Origin of the sequence: Bradyrhizobium sp. UBA2491, from assembly GCF_002341725.1 — a bacterium.
Taxonomy (GTDB): domain Bacteria; phylum Pseudomonadota; class Alphaproteobacteria; order Rhizobiales; family Xanthobacteraceae; genus Bradyrhizobium.
Map to the genome: position 1 here is coordinate 186,903 of NZ_DDOP01000006.1, position 23,294 is coordinate 210,196.

Annotated in this window: 23 protein-coding genes and 1 tRNA gene; 10 read left to right on the forward strand and 14 right to left on the reverse strand. The window is 66.0% G+C overall.

Going from position 1 to position 23,294, the window contains the following annotated elements; all coding sequences use genetic code 11:
- Window positions 1-7 precede the first annotated feature (7 nt).
- Together B2W55_RS02300 and B2W55_RS02305 are read left to right on the forward strand one after the other, a co-directional pair.
- Entirely contained in the window at window positions 8-1,063 is a 1,056-nt protein-coding gene (locus B2W55_RS02300) for a hypothetical protein (RefSeq protein WP_024581741.1), read from the forward strand.
- A gap of 129 nt (window positions 1,064-1,192) precedes the next feature.
- Window positions 1,193-2,635 (forward strand): MATE family efflux transporter, encoded by a 1,443-nt coding sequence (locus B2W55_RS02305; protein ID WP_024581742.1) that lies wholly within the window; start codon window positions 1,193-1,195, stop codon window positions 2,633-2,635.
- 260 nt (window positions 2,636-2,895) lie between these two features.
- Here B2W55_RS02305 and B2W55_RS02310 read toward each other — a convergent pair whose 3' ends face one another.
- From B2W55_RS02310 to B2W55_RS02320, 3 genes are read right to left on the reverse strand one after another with little or no spacing between them, the layout of a single operon-like run.
- Window positions 2,896-3,255: a VOC family protein gene (locus tag B2W55_RS02310; protein ID WP_024581743.1), complete on the reverse strand. Its 360-nt coding sequence runs from the start codon at window positions 3,253-3,255 to the stop codon at window positions 2,896-2,898.
- A 55-nt stretch (window positions 3,256-3,310) separates the two neighbouring features.
- Complete coding sequence (locus tag B2W55_RS02315; protein ID WP_024581744.1) at window positions 3,311-4,150, reverse strand: helix-turn-helix domain-containing protein; 840 nt, start codon at window positions 4,148-4,150, stop codon at window positions 3,311-3,313.
- 9 nt (window positions 4,151-4,159) lie between these two features.
- Complete coding sequence (locus B2W55_RS02320) at window positions 4,160-4,738, reverse strand: methylated-DNA--[protein]-cysteine S-methyltransferase (protein ID WP_024581745.1); 579 nt, start codon at window positions 4,736-4,738, stop codon at window positions 4,160-4,162.
- A 185-nt stretch (window positions 4,739-4,923) separates the two neighbouring features.
- Here B2W55_RS02320 and B2W55_RS02325 point away from each other — a divergent pair, with 185 nt between their 5' ends.
- The 4 genes from B2W55_RS02325 to B2W55_RS02340 all read left to right on the forward strand — a co-directional run bounded on the left by B2W55_RS02325 (window position 4,924) and on the right by B2W55_RS02340 (window position 7,650).
- Window positions 4,924-6,441 carry a 4-amino-4-deoxy-L-arabinose transferase gene (locus B2W55_RS02325; protein WP_035636012.1) on the forward strand — a complete coding sequence of 506 codons (1,518 nt, stop codon included), beginning with the start codon at window positions 4,924-4,926 and terminating at the stop codon, window positions 6,439-6,441.
- A gap of 204 nt (window positions 6,442-6,645) precedes the next feature.
- Window positions 6,646-7,068: a hypothetical protein gene (locus B2W55_RS02330; RefSeq protein ID WP_024581747.1), complete on the forward strand. Its 423-nt coding sequence runs from the start codon at window positions 6,646-6,648 to the stop codon at window positions 7,066-7,068.
- Between the two features lie 169 nt (window positions 7,069-7,237).
- Window positions 7,238-7,311, forward strand: a tRNA-Gly gene (locus B2W55_RS02335).
- Between the two features lie 132 nt (window positions 7,312-7,443).
- Window positions 7,444-7,650, forward strand: a complete 207-nt coding sequence (locus B2W55_RS02340) for a DUF3551 domain-containing protein (RefSeq protein WP_371412471.1) — start codon at window positions 7,444-7,446, stop codon at window positions 7,648-7,650.
- Window positions 7,651-7,824: 174 nt separating this feature from the next.
- Here B2W55_RS02340 and B2W55_RS02345 read toward each other — a convergent pair whose 3' ends face one another.
- Window positions 7,825-8,844: an LLM class flavin-dependent oxidoreductase gene (locus tag B2W55_RS02345; RefSeq protein ID WP_024581749.1), complete on the reverse strand. Its 1,020-nt coding sequence runs from the start codon at window positions 8,842-8,844 to the stop codon at window positions 7,825-7,827.
- 249 nt (window positions 8,845-9,093) lie between these two features.
- On the opposite strand from B2W55_RS02345, the gene B2W55_RS02350 reads away from it, so the two are divergent.
- The 4 genes from B2W55_RS02350 (at window position 9,094) to B2W55_RS02365 (ending at window position 12,673) form a co-directional block, all read left to right on the forward strand.
- Complete coding sequence (locus tag B2W55_RS02350; protein WP_024581750.1) at window positions 9,094-10,260, forward strand: NADH:flavin oxidoreductase/NADH oxidase; 1,167 nt, start codon at window positions 9,094-9,096, stop codon at window positions 10,258-10,260.
- Window positions 10,261-10,298: 38 nt separating this feature from the next.
- Window positions 10,299-11,228 carry a dihydrodipicolinate synthase family protein gene (locus B2W55_RS02355; RefSeq protein ID WP_024581751.1) on the forward strand — a complete coding sequence of 310 codons (930 nt, stop codon included), beginning with the start codon at window positions 10,299-10,301 and terminating at the stop codon, window positions 11,226-11,228.
- 141 nt (window positions 11,229-11,369) lie between these two features.
- A complete protein-coding gene (locus B2W55_RS02360) occupies window positions 11,370-12,473 on the forward strand; it encodes a hypothetical protein (RefSeq protein WP_024581752.1) in 1,104 nt (367 codons plus the stop codon).
- A gap of 5 nt (window positions 12,474-12,478) precedes the next feature.
- Window positions 12,479-12,673 (forward strand): hypothetical protein, encoded by a 195-nt coding sequence (locus tag B2W55_RS02365; RefSeq protein ID WP_145987201.1) that lies wholly within the window; start codon window positions 12,479-12,481, stop codon window positions 12,671-12,673.
- A 125-nt stretch (window positions 12,674-12,798) separates the two neighbouring features.
- On the opposite strand, the gene B2W55_RS02370 is transcribed toward B2W55_RS02365, so the two are convergent.
- The 10 genes from B2W55_RS02370 to B2W55_RS02415 form a co-directional block, all read right to left on the reverse strand.
- Window positions 12,799-14,031 (reverse strand): DUF445 domain-containing protein, encoded by a 1,233-nt coding sequence (locus B2W55_RS02370; protein WP_029879201.1) that lies wholly within the window; start codon window positions 14,029-14,031, stop codon window positions 12,799-12,801.
- 30 nt (window positions 14,032-14,061) lie between these two features.
- Window positions 14,062-14,901, reverse strand: a complete 840-nt coding sequence (locus B2W55_RS02375; RefSeq protein WP_024581755.1) for an EcsC family protein — start codon at window positions 14,899-14,901, stop codon at window positions 14,062-14,064.
- The gene (locus B2W55_RS02380; protein WP_024581756.1) at window positions 14,898-17,015 is read right to left on the reverse strand and encodes a heavy metal translocating P-type ATPase; all 2,118 of its coding nucleotides are present in this window, start codon (window positions 17,013-17,015) and stop codon (window positions 14,898-14,900) included. Before B2W55_RS02380 ends, B2W55_RS02375 begins: the two co-directional genes overlap by 4 nt.
- A gap of 26 nt (window positions 17,016-17,041) precedes the next feature.
- Complete coding sequence (locus tag B2W55_RS02385; RefSeq protein WP_024581757.1) at window positions 17,042-17,599, reverse strand: HMA2 domain-containing protein; 558 nt, start codon at window positions 17,597-17,599, stop codon at window positions 17,042-17,044.
- Window positions 17,600-17,844: 245 nt separating this feature from the next.
- A complete protein-coding gene (locus B2W55_RS02390) occupies window positions 17,845-18,237 on the reverse strand; it encodes a DUF5132 domain-containing protein (RefSeq protein WP_024581758.1) in 393 nt (130 codons plus the stop codon).
- 300 nt (window positions 18,238-18,537) lie between these two features.
- Window positions 18,538-19,707, reverse strand: a complete 1,170-nt coding sequence (locus B2W55_RS02395) for a cytochrome P450 (RefSeq protein WP_024581759.1) — start codon at window positions 19,705-19,707, stop codon at window positions 18,538-18,540.
- Window positions 19,708-19,800: 93 nt separating this feature from the next.
- On the reverse strand, window positions 19,801-20,550 hold the full coding sequence (locus B2W55_RS02400) for a haloacid dehalogenase type II (protein WP_029879207.1): 750 nt from the start codon (window positions 20,548-20,550) through the stop codon (window positions 19,801-19,803).
- Between the two features lie 232 nt (window positions 20,551-20,782).
- Entirely contained in the window at window positions 20,783-21,580 is a 798-nt protein-coding gene (locus tag B2W55_RS02405) for a helix-turn-helix transcriptional regulator (protein ID WP_024581761.1), read from the reverse strand.
- A 259-nt stretch (window positions 21,581-21,839) separates the two neighbouring features.
- Entirely contained in the window at window positions 21,840-22,202 is a 363-nt protein-coding gene (locus tag B2W55_RS02410) for a nuclear transport factor 2 family protein (protein WP_024581762.1), read from the reverse strand.
- Window positions 22,203-22,308: 106 nt separating this feature from the next.
- Window positions 22,309-23,217, reverse strand: a complete 909-nt coding sequence (locus B2W55_RS02415; RefSeq protein WP_024581763.1) for a LysR family transcriptional regulator — start codon at window positions 23,215-23,217, stop codon at window positions 22,309-22,311.
- Window positions 23,218-23,294: the final 77 nt, after the last annotated feature.

The window sequence follows — 23,294 nt, forward strand, 5'->3', positions numbered from 1 at the left end:
AGTGAACATGAGCGCCGCAACAGATTCAGCGCAGCAAGAAGTGCAATGGCAGAAGTGGCGCAGCGTCGCCGATCTCTATCACGCGTTCTTCACCGGGCTGATCCTTACCGTGGTGACGCGGCGCGGCACGGCTGACGCCGCCGAGTTCGTCTTTCGCGTGTTTCGCCGCCAGCAGCAGGAGCGCTTCCTGCCCGGCCTGAAGAAGCTCGGCCTCGACGGCCTGCCGCCGGCGGTCGCGGCCGCGCGGTATCACTATCTCTCCAACTGGATCGGTGGCGTGCATGTCGAATACATGTACGAGACCGACCGCAAGGCCTGGATCCGCTATCCGCCGCCGCGCTGGATCTGGAAGGGCACCGCGATCTGCGGCGTGCCCGGCGAGGTCTCGCGCGCGATGCTGCGCGGCTGGCATGCCAACAATGGCGTGGCGCTCGGCGATCTCAGGCTCGGCTTCGTCTGCACCAAGCAGAGCGTCGACGGCCAGGACGGGCTCGAGGGCTATTACTGCGAATACGATCATCCGCTCGAGCTCGATCAGCGGCTGGTGTTCGCGCGCCACCTCGAGGCGCCGGCATTTGATGCGAAGGCCGCACCGGCGCTGCCGGTCGATAGTTGGCCGCGTCGGCGGTTGGAGAAGGCCTATCGCAACTACGCGATGGAATATGTGAAGACGGCAGCTCCCGTCATCGTGCAGGTGTTTGGCCCGGAGGATGCGAGCTATCTGCTGCATCTCACCGGAAAGCTGATCGGCATGCAGTATTACGACGAGGTTGCGCAGGCGCTCGGCGCCAGCCGTGGCCGTGCCACGGAATTTGCCGCATTCCTGCGCGCGCTGTTCGAGTCGCAGGATGACGTCGCCGAGATCAGCGAGTCCGAAGGCCAGTTCGAAATCCGCCAGCAGGGCTGGAAGCTGATGGCCGATGTCGCCGATTATCATCCGGCCTGCGCCAGCGTGCTGACGGGCCTGTTCGATGGGCTCGCCGCAGGCTGCGGACGGCACATTCCGGTGCATCTGAAGCCGAACAGCACCGCCGGCGCGCCGTTCGTCTGGTCGATCGGCTAGGTCAGAGGTTCATCAAGCGTCACCTGCAATCGCGCAGGCCCCCATTGCGTCCCGCGCACGTGGAATCCGCCGCCGCCATGGTAGGGAAACACCATGGCGCGCTTCCGAACGACGCGCTCGGGAGCAGAAATGTCCGATCTCGGCCTCGCCGAAATACCTGTCGACGAACAAGAGCGGCCGCTGCCGCCGCCGGTCACGAAGCCGGCGCGCAACGCGCTGCTCGACGGGCCGATCCTGCGCACGCTGGTGTGGCTGGCATGGCCGAACGTGATCGCGCTCTCCGCCGGCACCTGCGTCGTGATCGCGGAGACCTCCTATATCGGCCGGCTCGGCGTCGAGTCGCTCGCGGCGATGGCGCTGGTGTTTCCCTGCGTGATCCTGACCATGACGATGTCCGGCGGCGCGATGGGCGGCGGCGTCGCATCCGCGATCGCGCGCGCGCTCGGCGCCGGCGAGATCGAGCGCGCCTCGACCTTGGCGATGCATGCGCTGCTGATCGGCCTGACGTTTGGTTTGACCTTCATGCTCGGCATGCTGATCTTCGGCCCGCGCCTGCTCGAACTGCTCGGCGGCCGCGGCAATGTGCTGGCGCAGGCGATCGCCTATTCGCAGATCTTCTTCGGCGGCGCGATCCTGCCCTGGCTGATGAACACGATGGCCGGCATCCTGCGCGGCACCGGCAACATGAAGCTGCCGTCGACCATGATCCTGTCGTCGGCGGTGTGGCAGATCATGCTCGGCGGCACGCTCGGGCTCGGCCTCGGGCCGGTGCCGCAATTCGGCATGCGCGGCGTCGCCGCCGGCTCCCTGATCGCCTATTCGATCAGCATCAGCGTGATGGGCTGGTACCTGTTCTCCGGCCGCGCCCGCGTCAAGCCGAAGCTGAAGGGGCTGCGCGTGCAATGGGTGATGTTCATCGACATTCTCAAGGTCGGTGCGGTCTCCTGCTTCTCGCCGCTGCAATCGGTGCTGACGATCTCGATCTTCACCCACATGCTGGCGCAGTTCGGCACCGCGGTGCTCGCCGGCTACGGCATCGGCGCGCGGCTCGAATTCATGCTGACCTCGGTGGCGTTCGCGGTCGGCATCGCCTCGGTGCCGATGATCGGCATGGCGGTCGGCGCCGAGCGCGTCGCGCGTGCGCGGCGCATCGCCTGGACCGCGGGCACGGTGTCGTTCCTTTCGGTCGGCGTGGTCGGCAGCTTCATCGCCGTATTCCCCGACCTCTGGGTCAATCTGTTCACCAGCGATCCGCATGTGCGGGCGACCAGCCACCAGTATCTCTCGACCGCCGCGCCGATGTACGCCTTCATCGGCCTTGCGATGTCGATGTATTTCTCCTCGCAGGGCGCCGCCAAGGTGCTAGGGCCGGTGCTGGCGCAGACCGCGCGGCTGATCTTCATCGGCACCGGCGGCTGGTGGCTGTCGACGCATGACGCCAGTGCGCAAGACTTCTTCACACTCGCCGCCGCCTCGATGGGCGTGCTCGGCGTGCTGTCCTGCCTCAGCGTGATCCTGACGCGCTGGGGCAAGTCAGTGCCGCTCACCGAAGCGCAGCCGGCGTTGTCGTAGGGCTCTGCGCTGTTATCCCCGGCTCCCACACCGTCATCCCGAGAGAATGTGATTGTATTCGGCGTCCTCCTGGCGAAAGCCAGGACCCATGACCCCAACCGTTTGTTGTTGAGCGGCGCTGCGGCCACTGGATTGTGATCCTCCGATTGTAAGGCGTCATTGCGAGGAGCAGGGCGACGAAGCAATCCCTGCTTCCCCGCATGCGGTGCTATGGATTGCTTCGCTCTGCGCGCAATGACGGCGGAGATTGTGGCAAGCGCTTACGTCGACACCGCCTCGACATTGTTGCCGTCGGGGTCGAGCAGGAAGGCCGCGTAGTAGGTCGGGCTGTAGTCCTTGCGATGGCCGGCCGCGCCATTGTCCTTGCCGCCGGCCTTCAGGCCAGCGCCGTGGAATGCCTTGATCGCCTCGTGGCTCGGTGCGCGGAACGCGATGTGCGCGCCGCCTTGCGCCTTGCCCTTGTGCAGACGCAGCCAGAGCGCGGGCTCGCCCTTCGGGCCGAAGCCGGCGCCGCTGTCGTCGCGCGAGCACAGCACGAAGCCGAGCGGCGCCAGCACCGCGGTGTAGAAACGCACGCTGGCGTCGAGGTCGGCGACGCGCAATCCGATGTGATCGTACATGGTGGGATCTCCAGTCGTTGGGCGCGTCGGTGACGCGCGGACCGGAGCAACCCTGCTATTGCAGCGCAAGCCGTTCTTGGAGAATCTTGCGGTCGCCGCGGGAGGCCTGGCGGAACTTGAGCGGCGAGGCCCCGGCGGCGCGGTGGAAGCTGCGCACGAAATTGGAGAGGTCGCCGAAGCCGACATCATAGGCGATGTCGGTGATCGGGCTGTCGTCGTCGACCAGCCGTCGCGCCGCATGGCGCAGCCGCGAGCGCACCAGATATTGATGCGGGGTGACGCCGAGCACGGCGGAGAACAGCCGCAGGAAGTGGAACGTGCTTAGGCCCACCTGCTCGGCGGCATCGTCGAGATCGATCTGATGTTGCGAATGGGCGTCGATCCACAGCGCGGCCTCGACGGCGCGGCGGCGATCGCGCAAGCCTGCGGTGAGCGGCTTTGCCTTGCGGTCGGACACCAGCTCGACGAGGCGGCTGGCGAGGATGTGACCGATCTCGTCGAGGCCGACATCGCTGTTGCCCGCTGCCGCCGTCTGGGCGAGCTCGCCGATCACCATCAATTCCGGCAGCGGCGGCACCGAGCCGACCTGCCAGACCTCCGTGCGGTCGCCGATCGCCTCGACCAGCTCGGGGTCGAGGAAGAACGACAGGCATTCGTCGCCGACCACGTGGTCGTGCGTGCAGGTGTATTCGTCGCCGGGATGGCCGACCAGGATCGAGCCCGCCACCAGCTCATGGAAGCGGCCGCGGCAATGGCAGCCGAAGCTGCCGCTGCGCACATAGGATACGGAATGGCAGGCGAATTGCTCGGCGAACGGCCTGTCGCCGGGCTCCGCCGTGCAGCGAAACTCGTTCACCGTGATGCGATCGCGCCGCAACAGCGTGGTCCGGTTCATGCCCCAGATCTAGGCTTGGGGTCGGGGCCTTGCAACTGGCAGCAGCACGTCGAACAGCGTCTTGCTGGTGGTCGGCTGGCCGCCTTCGATCGAGAGCAGCCGCCGCTTCGAGACGCTGCCGCCATTCGGCGAAATCCGGTCGGCATAATGGCCCGTCTCCAGCACGCGGTGGCAAGGGACGATGATCATGAACGGATTGCGGCCGAGCGCCTGCGCCACCGAATACACCGCCCCGGATGCGCGCAGCGCACGCGCGACCTCGTCATAGGTCCACGTCTCGCCGCGGGGAACCGCGCGGACGGCCTGGTAGACGCGCTGGTTGAACGCTGGAATGCCGGTCATGTCGAGCGCAACGCCGGCAAGGTCGCCATCGCCGCCGCGCAGGGTCGCCGCGATCCCCTCGATCGCGAAAGCGATCTCCTCCGGCGGCCGCGTCTCGCGCGCATCGGGATAGAGCTGGAACAGGCGCTTGCGGGTGTCGATCTCGCGCAGTTCGGGGAGCTGGACGCCGGCAACGCCAAGCTCGCCCCATGCGATGCCGCATCGGCCGATTGCCGTGTCGAAAATGGTGTACCCACGCCCCGCCATGACGCCACCAACCCCCACACGATCATAACATTCCCGCAGTTCCGCGCATCCGGAATCTTGACGTTCGGTTAAGCATGTCGTGGCCGGGCTGAGTGCGGTCCAGCCAGGCCGCAGTCATTCATCTTAAAGGCTTTGCCCGCTATCTGGTCGCCAGCATGCTGCTCCACGATACGATCGGCGGAACGATGACGAGCACGAGCGCCACGGCCGCGCCCGGCAGTGCCGGCACGGTCGGCAGGGCGACGGGGTGGTCTCATCCGCTGTTCGCATTGCTGCTGCTGGCGCTGGTCGTCCGGCTTGCCGCCGCCGTCTGGCCCAATGTGATGTATCCCGACGAGATCTTTCAGTATCTCGAGCCGGCGCGGCAGATGCTCGGTCACGACAGCATCCTGACGTGGGAATGGCGTACGGGCATCCGCGGCTGGCTGTTGCCGACATTGCTGGCCGGACCGGTCGCGATCGGTGATGCGGTTGCGCCCGGTGGCACCGGCGCTTTCCTGGCGGCGCGGCTGGTGGTCGCATCCGCGTCATTGTCGATCGTGGTCAGCGCCTGGTTCCTTGGCGCGCGGATCTCGCGCGTCCACGCCATCGTCGCGGCCTTCGTCGCCGCGGTCTGGTTCGAACTGGTCCTGCTCGCGCCACACACATTGGGCGAGCCGCTGGCAACGGCGCTGATCGTGCCGGCGGCGCTGCTGGTAACCAACGGTCCATCGCCGCGGCGTCTCGCGATCGGCGGCGCGTTGCTCGCCTTCGCCTTTGTCTGCCGCTTTCAGTATGCGCCGGCGATCGCCGTGCTCGCGCTCGGCGCCTGCTGGCCGCGCTGGCGAAACCTGTTGCCGCTGGTCGCCGGCGGGCTCGCCGCGCTGTTGCTGGCGGCCGTGATCGACCTCGCGCATGGCGTGGTGCCGTTTGCCTGGCTGGTCGGGAATATCGAGGAGAACCTGCTGCACGATCGCGCTGCCGACTTCGGCGTGACGCCGCCATCGGCCTATCTCGGCAACTTCCTGGTGGTCTGGTCGGCGGCAATCATGCTGCCGATCGTCGCGATCTGGCGCGGCTGGCGGCACGCGCCGCTGCTGCTCGCCGTGGCGCTGGTGAACCTCGCCTTCCACAGCCTGATCGCGCACAAGGAATACCGCTTCGTCTTCCTCTCGGTGGTGTTGCTCATTCTGGTTGCCGCGCTGGGGTCGGCCGATTGGGTCCAATCGCTCCGTGCCAAACCCGGATGGCGCCGCTGGGCGCTGCCGGTCGTCACGGCCGGCTGGGCCTTGCTCTCGGTGGCGCTCGCCGGTGCCAGCGAAGCGATGCGCGACTACTGGACCCGTGGTGTCGGCGCGGCACAACTCGCCGCCGAGCTGCGCCATGATCCGCAGATGTGCGGCCTCGCGCTCTACAACGTGCGCTTTCAGCTGCTGCCGGGGCGCGACCGGCTGGTCGGATCGGTGCCGCTCTATGTGCTCGCGCCCGCCGACCCGCTCGCCGAGCTGATATTGCCGCCGCTGTTGCAGGCGACCAGCCCGGCCTTCAATCGCATCATCGCCCGGCCCGCGGCGGCCGGCGATCTGCCGGCGGATTTCTCACGGCAGAGCTGTACCCATGTCGGCATCGGCGACGCCTGCATCTATGCGCGCAGCGGCAGTTGCGACGCATCTGTCGGGGCGCCGTTTGTGATCAACGACGTGCTCGTGCGCATGGGGCACTAAGGTGTGATGAATGCGGTGGGTCGTCGTCTTGCCCGAGCGTGTGGCAGGCCGGCCCTACCGGCAAGTAGCGCGATCACGCTGATTCAGACCGCCGACGTTGCGGTGTGGCCCATGCCGCTGACAGGTCGATTGGCGATATGGGACTGTTTGCTGGCTGTTCCCAGACAGATTAGAATGACGAGCGGCTAGCGAGGCTGGAGCAAGATGGCCAAGGTCGAGCCGATCGATGCTTCGATTTTCTCCGCGTGGCGAGCTGCGTGGGAAGACGCTGCGCTTTTCTCAGATGACGCTATTCGCGATCTCCGGGCGCGGATCGGTTCTCATCATTTTTACGTCGTCATAAGTGTTACAATTCACGGCCAGCCGATTAGCTGCGTATTCCAAAATGTGCCGCCCCGACCCCAGCCTGTGCGGTCGACCGACCGGTCCAAGGCCGCCCATTTCAGCCCGGACGGGTGGGGCTCGGACCCAGGAATCTACCTGAGAAGGTTTGATCCGATCATCTCGATGCAGGGCGAACAGCCGTGCTCTTTCGCGGAGGCGCTGGCGCACGCCGAGGAATTGGCACAGTGGGAGAACTGTCCGACGATCTATGCTCATGACGATACGTTTCACGGGCGGGCCTGATGAGGCAGTTGCCCGACGCGCCCAAGGGATCGTCCCCCGCGTCTTGTCGATCAACGCTAACCGGCGCGCGCCGCGGCGGTGGGGGCTAGATTTCGCAGACCTCACGCGGTACACCTTAAGCACGCGGCCGCTGTCGACGGACGGATTGTGCCGCTAAAGCATTGGTTTTGCGGGCGTAGTTCAATGGTAGAACGGCAGCTTCCCAAGCTGCATACGAGGGTTCGATTCCCTTCGCCCGCTCCAATCTTCAGGCCCATTCGCGAGGCAGTTTTGTCGGCGAGACGACCGCTCCGCGAACTGGGGCGGCATAGGTGACGCGGGAGACCGGACGTGAAGTGGCTTGGAGTGTTGTTGCTGGCGCTGGGCGCGCTCTGGATGGCCACCCCGGCATCCGCACAAACGTATGATCCGCGCTACCCGATCTGTATGCATGTTTACGGCGTGCTGATCGGCGAACGAATGGATTGCAACTTCACGTCGCTCGATCAGTGCCAGGCCGGAGCTGTGGGACTTCCGGCGACCTGTCTGGTCAATCCTTATTATGCGCCAGCCTCGCCGCGCCGTTACAGGCGGGAGCGCTAACCGGTCGGCTTGCGTCGCCGCTCCGGGAGACTACGGCGATCTGTTCACGCAACGTCCGCGTTTTGCGAACGGTACCCGACCTGTTCTTCACATAACGCGCCGTTGTGTTTCCGTAGTTCTCCGCGTTTGCGAACAAAGTTCCGGCGGAACGGTCGCGCTGCTGCCGGTGTCGATTCAGCGCCACCCCATCGCCGGCGCGACATGGGTCAAGATGCTCTCGATCACATGCGCGTTGTAGGCGACGCCGAGCTGGTTGGGGACGGTCAGCAGCAGCGTGTCGGCCTCGGCGATCGCCTCGTCGGTCTTGAGCTGCTCGATCAATTTGTCGGGCTCGGCGGCGTAGCCGCGGCCGAAGATCGCGCGCGTCCGCTCGTCGATAAAGCCGATCTGGTCTTCCTCCTGCCCGTTGCCGAAATAGGCGCGATCGCGATCATCGACCAGCGCGAAGATGCTGCGGCTCACCGAGACCCGCGGCTCCCTTGTGTGGCCGGCCTCCTTCCAGGCGGCACGGTAGGCCCGGATCTGCGCGGCCTGCTGGATGTGAAAGGCTTCGCCGGTCTCGTCGCTCTTCAGCGTCGAGCTCTGTAAATTCATCCCGAGCTTCGCCGCCCAGACCGCGGTGGCGTTCGATCCGGCGCCCCACCAGATCCGCTCGCGCAGGCTTTCCGACAGCGGCTCGAGCCGCAGCAGGCCCGGCGGATTGGGAAACATCGGCCGCGGATTCGGCTGCGCGAAACCCTGTCCGCGCAGCATGTCGAAGAAGATCTGGGCATGACGCCGGCCCATGTCGGCGTCGGTCTCACCTTCGCCCGGCTGGTAACCGAAATAGCGCCAGCCATCGATCACCTGCTCGGGCGAGCCGCGGCTGATGCCGAGTTGCAGGCGACCGCCCGCGATCAGGTCGGCCGCGCCGGCATCCTCGATCATGTACAGCGGGTTCTCGTAGCGCATGTCGATCACGGCGGTGCCGATCTCGATGCGGCTGGTCCTGGCGCCGACTGCCGCCAGCAGCGGGAAGGGCGAAGCGAGCTGCCGGGCGAAGTGATGGACCCGGAAATAGGCGCCGTCGGCGCCGAGCTCCTCGGCGGCGACCGCGAGGTCGATCGATTGCAACAGCACATCGGCGGCCGAGCGGGCCTGCGATTGCGGCGAGGGCGTCCAGTGCCCGAAGGAGAGGAATCCGATCTTTTTCATGAGCGCAATGTAGGCATGTCCGCGACGAATTGCGATTGTCCGCGTGACCCGGCCATGACGGAAAGCATTTACCGACCGGGAAAAATTTCTGCGGCAGACGCTGCGGGTTACGCGGAGCGCGCCATCGCATATCGGCGGCATGCGCGCAGGTCTTGCGGCCTGCGCCACCGCGCCGCTTGCGATCGGGGGGCGCGCCGCATAGCTTTCCCGCCGCCATCTCGCCCCGCCACAACATTCGCACAGGTTCCGATGTCGCAGCCGCTTCTGTTTCAGCCGATCACGCTTCGCGGCGTGACCTCCCGAAACCGCATCCTGATTTCACCGATGTGCCAGTATTCGGCAACCGATGGCCTCGCCAATGACTGGCATCTTGTTCATCTGGGTAAGTTTGCCCAGGGCGGCGCCGGGCTCGTGATGGTCGAGGCCGCGGCGGTGGCCGCCGAGGGCCGCATCACTCATGGCGATGTCGGCATCTGGAACGACGAGCAGATCGCTCCGCTCGAGCGCATCGCCGCTTTCCTGAAGGACAACGGCGCAGTGCCCGCGATCCAGCTCGCGCATGCCGGCCGTAAGGCCAGCATGCAGCGTCCGTGGTATGGCAATGCCGCGCTCGACGATGCCGACCACGCCCGCGGCGATCTGCCGTGGCGGACGGTGGCGCCGAGCGCGATCGCGATGGAGCAGGGCTGGCTGATGCCGCACGCGCTCGATGTCGAGGAGCTCGCCGCGTTGCGCGAGCAATGGCGGCGCGCCACCTTGCGCGCGGTGGAGGCCGGCTTCGAGTTCGTCGAGGTGCATTGCGCGCACGGCTATCTGCTGCACCAATTCCTCTCGCCGCTGTCGAACCACCGCAGCGACGCCTATGGCGGCGACCGCGCCGGACGGATGCGCTATCCGCTCGAGATCATCGAAACCGTGCGCGCCGCCTGGCCCGCGGAGCGGCCGCTGGCGGTGCGGATCTCCTCGGTCGACGGTGTCGACGGTGGCTTGACGCTCGAGGATCAGATCGCGTTCGCCAGCGAAGCCAAGGCGCGCGGCGCTGATCTGATCGATTGCTCATCGGGCGGGCTGCTCGGCTCGGCGACCGCGGCGCGCATTCCGCGCGGCTATGGTTTTCAGGTGCCCTATGCGGACGAAATCCGCCGTTCCGCCGAGATCGCCACCATCGCGGTCGGCCTGATCCTGCATCCGCAGCAGGCCGAAGACGTGCTGGCCAATGGCCACGCCGATCTGGTGGCGATCGGCCGCGAGGCGCTGTTCGATCCGAACTGGCCGCTGCATGCCGAGCTTGCGCTGGGTGGCGGAGCCGGCGAGGTGTTCGCATCCTGGCCCCGGCAGTATGGTTGGTGGCTGGAGCGCCGCGAGCCCGGCCTGCGCCGGCTCGAAGGCCCGCCGCTGCCGTTCCGCAACGCGTGACCAAACAAGCCGCGACGGATCATGAGGGAGGATTTGAGATGACGAGTTCAGCGCAGCGTCCCTATCGCGGCGTCTTCCCGGTCGCGCCGACCATCTTCGACGCCAATGGCAATCTCGACCTCGACGGACAGCGTCGCTGCATCGATTTCATGATCGATGCCGGCTCGCACGGCATCTGCATCCTCGCCAACTTCTCCGAGCAGTTCGTGCTGACCGATGCGGAGCGTGAGACCGTGATGCATGCCGTGCTCGAGCACGTCGCGGGCCGTATCCCCGTCATCGTCACCACGACGCATTTCTCCTCCGCGGTGTGCGCCGCGCGCAGCCGCGAGGCACAGGCCGCCGGTGCCGCGATGGTCATGATCATGCCGCCCTATCACGGCGCGACCTTCCGCGTCGGCGAGCCGGCGATCTACGAGTTCTATCGCGTGGTCTCCGACGCGATCGGCATCCCGATCATGATCCAGGACGCGCCGGTCGCCGGCACGCCGCTGTCGGTCGATTTCCTGGCGCGGATGGCGAAGGAACTGGCCAATGTCAGGTACTTCAAGATCGAGGTGCCGATGGCCGCGAACAAGCTGCGTGGCCTGATCGAGAAGGGCGGCAGCGTGATCGAGGGGCCGTGGGACGGCGAGGAGGCGATCACGCTGATGGCCGATCTCGATGCCGGCGCAACCGGCGCGATGACCGGCGGCGGCTATCCCGACGGCATCCGCCAGATCATGGATCCGTTCTTCGCCGGCCGCCGCGACGAGGCGATCCAGGCCTATGCGCGCTGGCTGCCGCTGATCAATTACGAGAACCGGCAATGCGGGCTGAGCGCCTGCAAGGTGCTGATGCGCGAGGGCGGCGTCATCAAGTCGGACATGGTCCGCCACCCGTTGCAGCCGTTGCATCCGGCGACGCGCGCCGGGCTGATCGAGATTGCCCGCACGCTCGATCCGGTCGTGCTGCGCTGGGGGCGCTGAGCGCGTGACCCGGTAAGGCACGCGCCGGCCCGCATTCACATAACCGTCAACAACGGCCTCTACCGTTCTTCAGCGGTACGGGGGGCGGGCCCGTTGTCTCGCGGGCATCATGGACATGTCGGACCGGTCAGGCAGCGACGGATGATCGAAACCTTCCGGGTTGGCCGTTTTGCCATGCGCTACGGTCATTTCGTTCCGCGGCTCTACAATTATTGCCGTTCGCTTGGCTTCCAGCGCCAGCACATGCTGCCATCGCGGGCGTTCTGCTCCGATGAGAGCCAGGGCTATCCGGTGATGCTGTTGGCCCAGCATTTCGGAACGTTTCCGTTCGACCACGGGCGGGTTGGCGGCAAGGTCGCGATCAACCGCCACGGGCCCTATGCCCATCATGGCGAGGACCTGGTGCTGATCCAGGCCAGCCATGTCGGCTACAATCCCGATGACGGCCGCTTCGGTGTCTATCAGCGCCACCGCACCGACGGCTGCCGGTTCGGCGATTGCTGCGGAAAGCTGTGCGGCGTGTTGCGCTGGTATCAGGACGAACACGCCCATGCCTGCCGGCAGGTGCAATGCGTCCGGATCGATGGCGAGCCGGCGTTCCAGATCGACAATCAATATCTGGATGACAGTCGTGGCGAAGGGCTCTTCCTCCGGCTCGACCGGATGGTCGAGATGCCGCTTCAGCCGCTCAAGGTGCTCAGCACATCGAAGCTGTTTCGCGCCGGTCCGGCGATCCGCGAGCGGCTCGGCGAGAGCCGTTTCCGCGAGGAGCCTGCGCCGATCGGCGCTGCGCTGTCGCCGGAGCTGTTTCACTTCCGTCGCGCGCCGGCCGAGGGTCCCGAGGGCCACGACATCCTCGAAGCGGCGCTCGGCCCGGTGATGCCCGCGCTGGTGACGTCGCCGCACCCGGCATTGGATGCCGCGCGCTACGTCACCCAGGCCGAGTTCGACCGCACCTATCGCAGCATCCGGCGCGAGCCGGCGTTCCAGGGCAAGAACGTGCTGTTCGTCTCCGGCCTCAACATCGACGTCTCGCCGCGCGAGGGCTTCCCGTTTCCGTTCACCAAATTCGTGCCCTGGGCGGCCTATGCGCGGTTGCGCGACGGCCGCTCGTTCCTGCTCGAGCAGGAGCAACTGGCGGAGACGCTGCGCGGGATGCCGGGCGACAATCCGGACTGCCTGTCGTTCGACGGAACGATCGAGCAGATGACCGCCGCGCCGGAAATCCGCATTCCGATCGGTTGATGCACATGACGACGCTCCCCGCCCTGCGTACGCCCACTGCTCTCGAGCCGCGCCTCGAGCGTCTCGAATTCGCGGACCGTGAGCGTGGTCTGACCCGCCGTCACTTCATTTTCGCCTGCCTCGGTCTGGCGGCAAGCCAGGTGGTTCGGCTGGTCGACAAGCTCGAACAGTTGCCGCTGCTCCGCATTCGCTTTCCCTGATCGTGGGCAGGCCTTAAAGCCTGATGAGTTTGAATAGAATCGGTCCGGCCTCGCACTGCTTCACCTCTCCCCTGGGGAGAGGTGAAGCCCGCTGTCGATCCATTTCAAACTAATCTCATGACGCGCTACAGCCAGCGTGACACTGAGAAGATCAATAAGCCGACGAGACCGCCGACGACGGTGCCGTTGATCCGGATGAACTGCAAATCGCGCCCGACCTGCAATTCGATCCGCATGATCAGCGTTTCGGTGTCCCAGTTCTCCACCACCTTGCGGATGAAGGCCGCGATCTCCTGGCGGCGCGATGCAACGGCGCGCAGCGCGGCGACGCGAAGCCAGCGGTTGATGCGGTCGCGCATCTCGGCATCGTCCCGGATCCGCGCGGCGACCGACATCAGGGCGGTTTCGATCGCGTCGGCGATCGCCGCCGACGTCGCCGCGGAATTCAGCCGCACCTCGATGGCGTGCCACATCGCGTCGATCTGTCCGATCACGGCGGGATTGTCGAGCATCTGCTGCTTCAGCTCCTCGCCTTTGGCGAGGTATTCCGGATCGGTGGCGAGCCGGTCGATCAGGCGCTCGATCTCGGCCTTGAGCTCGACGCGCCAGGGATGATCCGGCTCGCGCATCTCGTCGAGCGTCTGGCTGACGCCCGATATGACGCGGTCGGCCACCATGCCGTCGACCCATTTGGGAACGAACCGGTAGGAGCGCTGCGAGACCTTCTTGCGGATCGTCTCCTTGTTGTTGGCGAGCGCGACGCTTGCCGAATTGATCAGGCGCTCGACCAGCGCCTGCGCATTGCCATGCGCCCACAACAGTGCCAGCACGCGGGAGGCGAGCGGCGCGGCGGGAATCGCCGCGATGCCCTGCCGGGTGCGGCGGGTCAGAAAGGCGTTGAGGTCGGCGCTAGGCGTGGTCTGCATCGCCTGGTGGACCGCCGAGACCGTGCGCTGCGCCGCGCTGCGGGCATGCGACGGCCGCTCGATCCATTGCGCCGCCCAGCCCGCGATGTCGACGTCGCGGATGCGATCGCCGACCACGCGCGGCGACAGGAAGTTGTTGGCGATGAAGCGGCCCAGCGCGACCGCGATGCGTTGCTTGCTCTGCGGAACGATCGCGGTGTGCGGAATCGGAATCCCGAGCGGATGACGGAACAGTGCCACCACGGCGAACCAGTCGGCGCAGGCGCCGATCATCCCGGCCTCGGCGAAGGCGCGCGGATAGGCCAGCCACGGCCAGTGCGGTTGCGCCATCGAGGTCGCCAGAAACACCAGCAGCATGAATACGAGCAGACCCGTGGCCAGCGTGCGCATCCGGCGAAGGTCGCGCAGTCTGGTGTCCTCAGGCGGAAGCACGGCGCCGATGTCCAATTGCTGCCGATCGCCTCATGCGGTCGCGACGCCGCGCTGCGGCGCCAGCCGGGCTGCGATCGCCGCATAATGTTGCCGAACGCCGGCGCTGCCGTGGAGCCGCTCCAGCCGGCGAACGGTGAAGTGGCCCTTCGCGATCTTCTGGAAATGGTCCATGAAGATGACGTTGACGGTGGCGCCGAATGCCGCGCCGATGATCGGCACCGCGCCGGCCGCGGCCTTGTCCGAGACCACCAGCCCGAACCGGGAGACGATCTCGCTGACCAGATTGGAGATCACCGGCGCGGACGCATCGACCGCGCCGCGCTCCAGAATATAGGCGGCGGCGTCGCTGGTGTATTTGCTGATCAGCGCGCGCGCGGCATAGTAGCCGACGTCGATCGTCTCGTCGGTTCGCTTGGTGCCGTAGGCGAACACTTCGAGACAGGCGAGTCTGGCCTCGATCTTGGAGAGATCCTCGCCCTGGTGCCGCGCGATCTCTGCGATCGCACGCAGCATTAATGTCGTCGTCAGCGGCAACTCGACCGCGAGCGCGCCGAAACCGAACAGGCCGCTGACGCCTCCGGTCACGCCGGCGAGGAACGACGAGAAGGTGACCGCGGGTGCCGGCGGTGGCTTCTCGTCGAGCGTGTCGACCGCGACTTCCAGCCCCTTCATCACCGCCGTGCGCACCAGCCCGCTGAGTTGACGGTTGGCGGCCTTCGGCAGCAGGTTCAGGACGCGGTTGACGGGGACGCCGGCATAGTCGGCGATCCTTGCCGCGAGATTGGAGCTTTCCAGCGTCTTGACCGCGGCCTGGAGTGCGGCGTGATCGCCGGGAGGGAGAAGGACGAGCTGGGTGACATCCTGGCTCATTGATACCTGAGAATTGGCCGGATGCCGTTGAGGCTCGCCAGGATCGCCGAGCCGTTGCTGATGATGGCGGTCACCTCGGGCGTGATCAGGCCGCCCGGCAACGCCAGTCCCAGCGCCAGCGTGTTGAGCGCGGCGACGATGCCGTAGTTCTGCTTGATGAGCTGGACCGCGCCCTGCGAGATCTCGACGGCCTTGACGAGCTTCCACAGCGAATCCTCCATCAGGATGACGTCGGCGGATTCGTGCGTGACCTCGGCGCCGTGCTTCATCGCGATTCCGACATCGGCGAAGCTGAGCGCGGGAGAATCGTTGATGCCGTCGCCGACCATGGCGACCCGGCGTCCCTGGCGTTGCAGCTCCTGGATGACGCTGGCCTTGTCGGCGGGCAGCATGTCCGCGAAGTGCTCGGTGAGCCCCAGCCGGTTGCAGACGGCGCGCGCCACCACGGCATTGTCGCCGGTCAGCATGATGCTGTTCTTGACGCCCAGCTCATGCAGGCGCTGGATCACCGGGCGGCTCTCCTCGCGGATCTCGTCGGAGTAGGGCACGAGGCCCGCGAGCTTGCCATCGACTGCGATGTAGAGGCTCGAATAGCCGCGCTCGTCGAGCGCGGCGCGGTCGTGCACCGCGGCGTCGACGATGATCTCGCTCTGGCGCATGAAGCGCTGGTTGCCGACATGGACGTAATAGCCATTGACCTGGCCCTCGACGCCGAGGCCGAGGCGGTAGGTGGTCTCGTTGCACGGCGGGATGTTGACCGCGAGCTGGCGGGCCCGGCTGCGCAACGCCTCGGCGACCGGATGTTGCAGCTTGGTCTCGGCCGCCGCGGCGAGCCCGAGCAGATGGTTCGGCGTGATGTATTTCTGATACGAGATCACATCGATGACCGCCGGCGTGCCATGGGTGAGCGTGCCGGTCTTGTCGAATACCATGGTGTCGATGCCGGCGAGCTTCTCCATGTGGCCGCCGCTCTTGATGATCATGCCGGTGCGGGCGGCAAGCGTCATCGAGGACAGCACCGAGGTCGGCGCCGCGACGCGGATGCCGGTGCCGTAGTCGACGATCACCAGCGAGAGGAAGCGGTTGAAGTCGCCGGAGACCATGGCGGTGCCGGTGGCGAGCGCCAGCGTCGGGGCCACCAGCCGGTCGGCGAAGCGCTCGGCATGGTTCTGCATCCGGGTGTCGCCGATCGGCGCCGATTCGATCAGCCGCACGATCTGGCCGGCGGTGGTGGCCGATCCGACGCGCAGCGCCCGCAACGTGATCTGGCCTTCGCGGATCACAGTAGCGGCGAAGGCGGCTTCGCCCTTGCTTCGATGCACCGGCAGCCCCTCGCCGGTGATGGTCTTCTGGTCGATGGTGGCGGAGCCTTCGATGATCTCGCCATCGACCGGGATCATTTCTCCGGGATACACCACGACGATGTCGCCGTTCTGCAATTCCGCGGCGGGGATCGAGACCACCTCGCCCTCGCGCAGCACCCAGGCGGTCTTCGACTGGAACTCGAGCAGCTCGTTGATCGCCTTCCGCGAGCCCGCGGCGGTCAGGTCGCGGATCCAGTCGCCGAGCTTGATCAGCCAGGTGACGATGCAGCCGGCCAGCGGATTGCCTTGCAGCACCGACGCGCTGATCGCGAGCGTATCGAGCACGTCGATGTTCAGCCGGCTCTCGTTCGCCCACACCTTCCAGGCGCGCTTGGCGATCGGGATCGCGTTCCACAGCATCAGCGGCATGTTGATCGCCGTGACCACCGGATTGGCGCTGAACGCCATGAACAGCGACAATGTCGGCAATGTGAGGGGTGAGCGCTTCGAGACCTCCGGTGCGCCGGCGCGTGGCATATCGGCGGTTGGCGCGGCGCGCGCGCACAGCGCCTTGAAATCCGCCAGGCTCATGGCCTTGAAGCCGCTCAGCAGCGCGAGCAGCCGCTGCTCATGTGCCGGATCGTATTCCAGCACGAGGCTCGCGCAATCGTAGTTGATCCGCGCGGTCCTGATGCCGTCCTGCGCCCGCAGCCATCCAAGGCATGCCTCGCCGAGCTTGCGGTTCTGCCCGAGCGCGGGGATGCTCAGACGAATGCGCCCTGGCATGGAATGGCAGAAACTGAAATCCATGACGTTGCAATCTCACCCCTGGCGGGTCAGGCCGTCGCGCGCGCCGGCTCCGCCTGCTCGGTGGCGGCCATGTTGGCCTGGATCATGTGGTTGAGTGCAAACACCGCCAGGGTGACCCAGACCGGCGTTGCGGCGGTGGCGCCAACCTCGAACACGGTGAAGCCGGCGATGCCGGCCGCCAGCACGATCTTCAGATCGATCACGTTGCCGCTGGCGACCTTGATGCCGTGGTCGAAATCCCGGAAGAAGTCGACGATGACCTTGGCCGTGTGCGAATGCTCGGCGAGGTACTCGGCTTCCTGTTCGATCTTGTTGGCCAGCGCGTCGATCTCGTTGGTCGGCGGCCTGTAGTGACCGCCGGTGTGATGCTCCAGCCGGCCGTGAAATTCGTCATGCCGGTCGGTGTCGTAGTGCAGCACGACGCTTCCCGTAGTCGGGTTGATCGTCACTTCCTCGATGCCGGGGATGACGCTGAAGGTCTGCTTGATCTGTTCGAGAAGCTCGGGATTTTCCTTCGCCGACGGAACCTTCATGCGTATCCGGCCGGGCACCTGATGCGCAATTTGCAGCTTCATCTTGGTCATCGGATTCCTCTAAGGCATGATCCGGAAAAGTGCGAAGCGGCTTTCCGAAAAGATCATGCGTCAACAAGAAGCTGAGGCGAGATGACGGTTCAATCTCATCTCATCTCATCTCGCTTGAGCAGCGTTCCGACGCCGGCATGGCACGCGAATGAGGCCGTCGTGAAACACGATTGCGCGCCGCGCCGAGGTCGCAAGGTCGATCATCGGCGCGGTGCGTCGCTTTGCATCGATCGGTCCGACCTGGTTCAGGCCGCCGACGACGTCCGGCTGCTCGCCGCCTTGGTATCTGCCTGGTTCTCGGACTTCACTTCCGCGACGATGTCGTTCACCTGCTCTTGTGCCTCGGCAAACATCTCGCGCGATTTCTGCGCGAACTTGTAGGTGCCGCGAACGGTCGATTTGAAGAGCGGGTTGAGCGCACCGGCCAGCTTCGGCAGGTACTTCGGCGCCGCCACTGCGGCAACGCCAAGCGCAAGTCCCGGGAGCAAGGCAGCTTCGAACACGGCAGCACCCACAGCCACCACCGCGACAACCGCGACCGTCTTGTTGATGCCGCCGCCCTCCTCGGATTCCTGCTCGGGGGCTTCATGGTGGAAGGCGGTATCGTCGTGACTGCTACCGTTGGTGTTCGGGTTCATCGGAAATCCCTTGTGACAGCTCAACTGACTGCAGTTTCATCAATAACGGCCGATTGAAATGGATTCATGACAGTTTGATAACAGTCGTCCGACCCTTGGCGGCGGCATGATGCCGCGGCGCAGCCGGACGCGTGTTCGCGGCTGAAACCGCGACATCGGCACAGCTTGCGATGTGATTGCGCAATGAAAAACGCGCGGGCGCGCGATTGCCGTGTATCTGGATCTACCTACATTGCTGGATTTACATCAATGTGACGCGCGCCTCACAGATCGGCGGCTTGCGCGTCCATGGGCTGGGTCCTACCGATCCCACGTCACCGGCAGATCGAGCAGGCCGCGGAAGGCCCAGCCGCCGATCCGCGGCGGTCGATCGTCGATCAGGCGCAGGCCCTTCAGCCGGCCGAAGATCGCGGGCAGCGCGACGTCGGCGACCATGGCACGTGAGGCCCAGGCACCGGCGCAGAAATGCGGACCGGCACCGAACGCGATGCTCTTGCTGGCGTCGCGCCGCACCTCGAAGATGTCGGGCCGGTCGAAATGCTTCTCGTCGCGGTTCGCCGAGCCGAACATCAGGAACACCCGTTCATCGGTCTCGAACGCGATGTCGCGGATCGTCCATGGCTTGGCGATCCGCCGCGGCGACATGCCGATCGGCGAGATCCAGCGCGCATATTCCTCGAACGCCTGCAACCACGGGACCGCGCCGCTCGTCGCCAGCGCCAGCTGATCGGGATGGGTCAGCAGCGCCCACACCGAGCCGGCAATGGCGTCGCGCGGCTCGTTCTGGCCGCCGGAGATCGCCAGCTTGATGTTGGCGCGTATGCTGTCCATCGGCATGTCGGTCTGCAACAGCACGCCGAGCAGGCTGAGGTCGGGCGTCTTGCGCAACACCGGCACCATGTCGTCGATCGCGGCATCGATGCCCGAGGTGGCGGCATGGCAACGCGCCTCGATCGCGGGATCGCCGACATAATTGGCGATGCCGTCGATCATGTTCTGCGACCAGGCGTTCATGTCCTGGAAGCGCATGTTGGTGAGGCCGGTGATCGATTTCAGGCACTCGGCCGAGAACGGCAGCGCGAACGCCTGCACGAAGTCCACCACGCCGTCCGGCTCCAGTTCGTCGAGGATGCGGTTCGCGTGTCCGGCGAACTGCGCCGTCCAGTGCGACCTGACGGTCTTCGGCGAGATCGCCGGGAAGATCGCCTTGCGCTCGTTCATATGCGCATCGCCGTCCTTGCGCATCATGTTGTGGCCCATCAGTCGGTTCATCAGCCCCTCGGGCTGGTGCGACGAGAACACGTCGATCTGCTTCTCGGAGACGAAGATGTCGTCGCGATTGCACAGCAGCGTGCTGCCGAGCTGCGGCACGAAGGCGATCGGCGCCTCCTTGCGCATGCGCGCCAGGGTCGGATAGGGGTCCTGCCAGAAGGCGGGGACATCGATGTCGAAACGGGGCGCAGTGCTCACGGCAGTATCCTCGGGGCTCGATCCGCGCCAGGATAATGCCGAAGCCTGCCGGCGGTCTGTCCCCACGTCAGGGGACAGGCGGCGAGACGCAGCTCAGGCGGGCGACCCCGCACCGAGCGCTTCGGCGAGTGCGGTGAAGCTGTCGACATGGAGGTCGAGCCAGTCCTCTGCTGTCACATCGGGCGTCACGTCCGGCCCAAATTCGAGCGGACGCGCGACGAACGCCGTGCGCATGCCGAAGGCGCGCGCGGCCCTCAGATCATATTTGTGGCAGGCCACCATCACAATCTGATCCGGCCGATAGCCGAGGAAGTCGACCGCCAATTGATAGACTGACGGGGCCGGCTTGTAGCTATGGGCGAGTTCCGCGGTGAGGATGGCATCGAACGGCAGGTCGGCATGCTTCACGACAGCCACCACCGCCGCCATTCCGGCGTTCGACAGCGTTGCGGTGGTGAAGCGCCGCCGCAAGCGCGCAAGCCCCGCCGCGGTGTCAGGCCAGGCGTCGAGCCTGGTCCAGACATTGTTCAACTCGTCGCGCTCCTGTGGCGTGAACGCCTCGCCGAGGCCCTGTCGCTCCAGTAGGAGGTCAAGCGCTTCACGATAGATCCGATCGACCCGCAGCCACGGCCGCTGTCCGGCGATCACGGCATCGAGCGCGACGCGATACAGATCGCGCCATTCCGCCAGCAGCCTGGTCCAGTCGATCGCCAGTCCCTTGTCGCGATTGATCGCCGCACCGGCGCGAAGCACCGGTTGATAGAAGTCGACGCAGGTGCCCTGGACGTCGAATGCGAGCGCCTTGATATCGTCGACGTTGCGAAATTGCGTGAATGCCTGCACCTGTGCCGTCCTCTTCCAACTGATCTTGCTGATCTCTCCCAAGGGAGAGGTGAGTCTCCGCTGCCGATCATGTTCAACCTGATCCCACGCACATCACTAGCAGCCGCGCCAGGAAACGGTACATCGTTCAGGGAATAACGATGAGATGATGTCACAGATGTCACGCGGACTCTGTAAGGTTGTCACATCGGACATGCGTGTCCGGCCGCAGCGGCTGCGCGTGCGATCGGCTCTAATTCAGGCTGCGGGCCGAGGCCATCAGGCGCAGCGCGATCGCGAACAATTCGTTCTGCGAGGAGATGCCGAGCTTGTCGTAGGCGCGCTTGCGGTAGGTGAGGGCGGAGTGCAATCCGATGCCGAGGTCGGCTGCGATCGCTTCCGAGCTGAGGCCCGAGAGAATGCGCAGGCAGACCTCTTTCTCGCGCCCGGTCAGCCTGGCGAGCGGCTCGGCGGTCGCGAACAGGCCCGTCAGGCGCTCGACCGGATCGACATCCGCCGCCGTTTCGCACTGGAAGTGCCGCGCCACCGCGGCCGTCAACGCCGGCGCGACCGCGGAGAGGCGTGCGATCTGTTCGCGGTTGAAGCGGCCCTGCGCGGTGATCTGGTAAAAATTGACATAGAAGCAGGTGTCGCCGGTCCAGATCGCGGCGGCGAATTTGTCGACGATGTCGGAATCGTCGAAGAAGATCTTGCGGTAGCCGTCGCTGTACATCCGGCGCGCAAAGGTCGGCAGCATGATCGCCGTGGCCTGTGCCTGCCCCTCGAACACCGCGTCCCGATTCGGGTCGGACCGGTGGAAATGTTCGGAATAGGCGATCCCGAGGTCGCGCCCGGTCGGGATGTTGCCGACGTCGAGCAGGCACGACGCGGACCGCGGGCCGGTGAACGAGAACACCATGCAGTGGCCGACCCCGGCGACGCGGCGCAGCGCGCCGATCAGGGCCTGCGGAAAGCCGTCGCGGCCAATCGCCAGCAGCGCCGGCGTGATGTCGCTGACGACAGACGTGGTGAAGGCGAAATCTGCCTTCATGGTGTCCTCCCTGTGTTTCGGGAAGACTAGCAGCGGGATCGCGGGCGTGGAAGCCGTTGGCGCTATTGCCCTGGGTCTCAAACCCCCCGTCGTCATTCCGGGCGACGCGTAGCGTCGAGCCCGGAATCCTTTCGCCGCAGGCTCTGTGGCCCGATGGATTCCGGGCTCTCGCTTCGCGAGCCCCGGAATGACGAGGGTGGAAGTTGCCCGATGGATTCCGGGCTCGACGCTACGCGTCGCCCCGGAATGACGGAACCGGTTAAGCCCCCGGCACCTGGTCGAGGAAGCCGGTGATGCTCCTGATCCGGCCGTCCTTCAGCATGGCGAAGTCGGTGCCCTTGATCGGGCTGTCGACGCCGTCGGGTCCGAGGCCCCAGGAGAAGCGGACATGGTCGCCGAAGCCGTTCGGCTCGCCGATCAGCTTGAAGGTGAAGTCCGGAAACTTCTGCTGCACGCCCGCGATCAGCGCGTCGACGCCCTCATGGCCGTCGCCGGCCATCAGCGGATCGACATAGCGGGCGTCACTGGTCCAGTTTGCGCTCAGCATCTCGCGGCGGCGGCTCGGCGTTCGCTCGTTCCAGAGTGCGATGTAGTTGCGGGCGACGGTGGCATGATCGGTCATGGTGCTCTCCTGATGTGCCGGACTGTGCGGCTGTCCGGACTATCGAAGGTTTGCGGGCGTCGATCGATTACCTCTGACGTCATCGCGCGCGTGACGGGGGTGCGGGCTATGGCTTGATGTAGGCCTCGGGATCGCCGCGCGCATGCGCTTCCATCGCATCGAGGAAGCAGCGCACCTTGGCCGGGACAAATTGCCGCGCGGGCAACAGCGCGTGCACGTTGAGTGGTTCGCAGGCATGGTCGGGCAACAGCCGCCGCAACTGGCCGGCCGCGACCGCGGCGCGGGTGTAGCTCGCGGTGACCCGCAGCACGCCATGGCCGGCGAGCGCAGCTTGCAGGCGGACATGGGCATTCGAAGAGGTGAGCCGCGCGCGATCGACCGCGAGATGCTCGACCGCGCCGCCGGGTGCGGTGATCGCCCATGGCGGATCGCTCGGGCCGGTCAGCAGCGGCAGCTTCCTCAACTCGTCCAGCGTGCGCGGCTCGCCTGATGTCTCGAGCAGCGCCGGCGCTGCGAACAGGCCGCGCTCCAGCGTGAAGACGCGGCGGATCACGATGCCGGCCGACGGCAGCGGCGCTTCCAGCATCGCGAACACGATGTCGTAATTCTCCGCGATCGGGTTGACGATGTCGTGCTCGACATCGATCCGGATCGCGAGCTCCGGATAGCGGCCCATCACCGCGCAGGCGACCGGCCCGGCGTGATGCGCGCCGAATTCGTACGGCGCCTTGATGCGCAGGGTACCGGCGACCGCGCTCGACATCGCCAGCGCCTCGCTGTGGGTGTCGTGCAGCGCGGCGAACAGCGGGCGGACCTTGCGATAGATCGTCTCGCCGGAATCGGTCAGCCGCAGATGCCGCGTGGTCCGCTCGATCAGCCGCAGCCCGAGATTGGCCTCGAGCCGTTGCACCGCAGCACTCAGGCTCGATTTGGGGTGCCCGAGCACGCGCGCAGCCGCGGTGAAGCCGCCATGCTCGACAACCTCGCAAAACAGCTCCCAGTCACGCCACTCCATGGCCGATTGTCCATCCACCGGTACAGTGTGTCCAGCCAAATCGGATTATCCCGACGGCTGCAATCCCCTAACCTCGT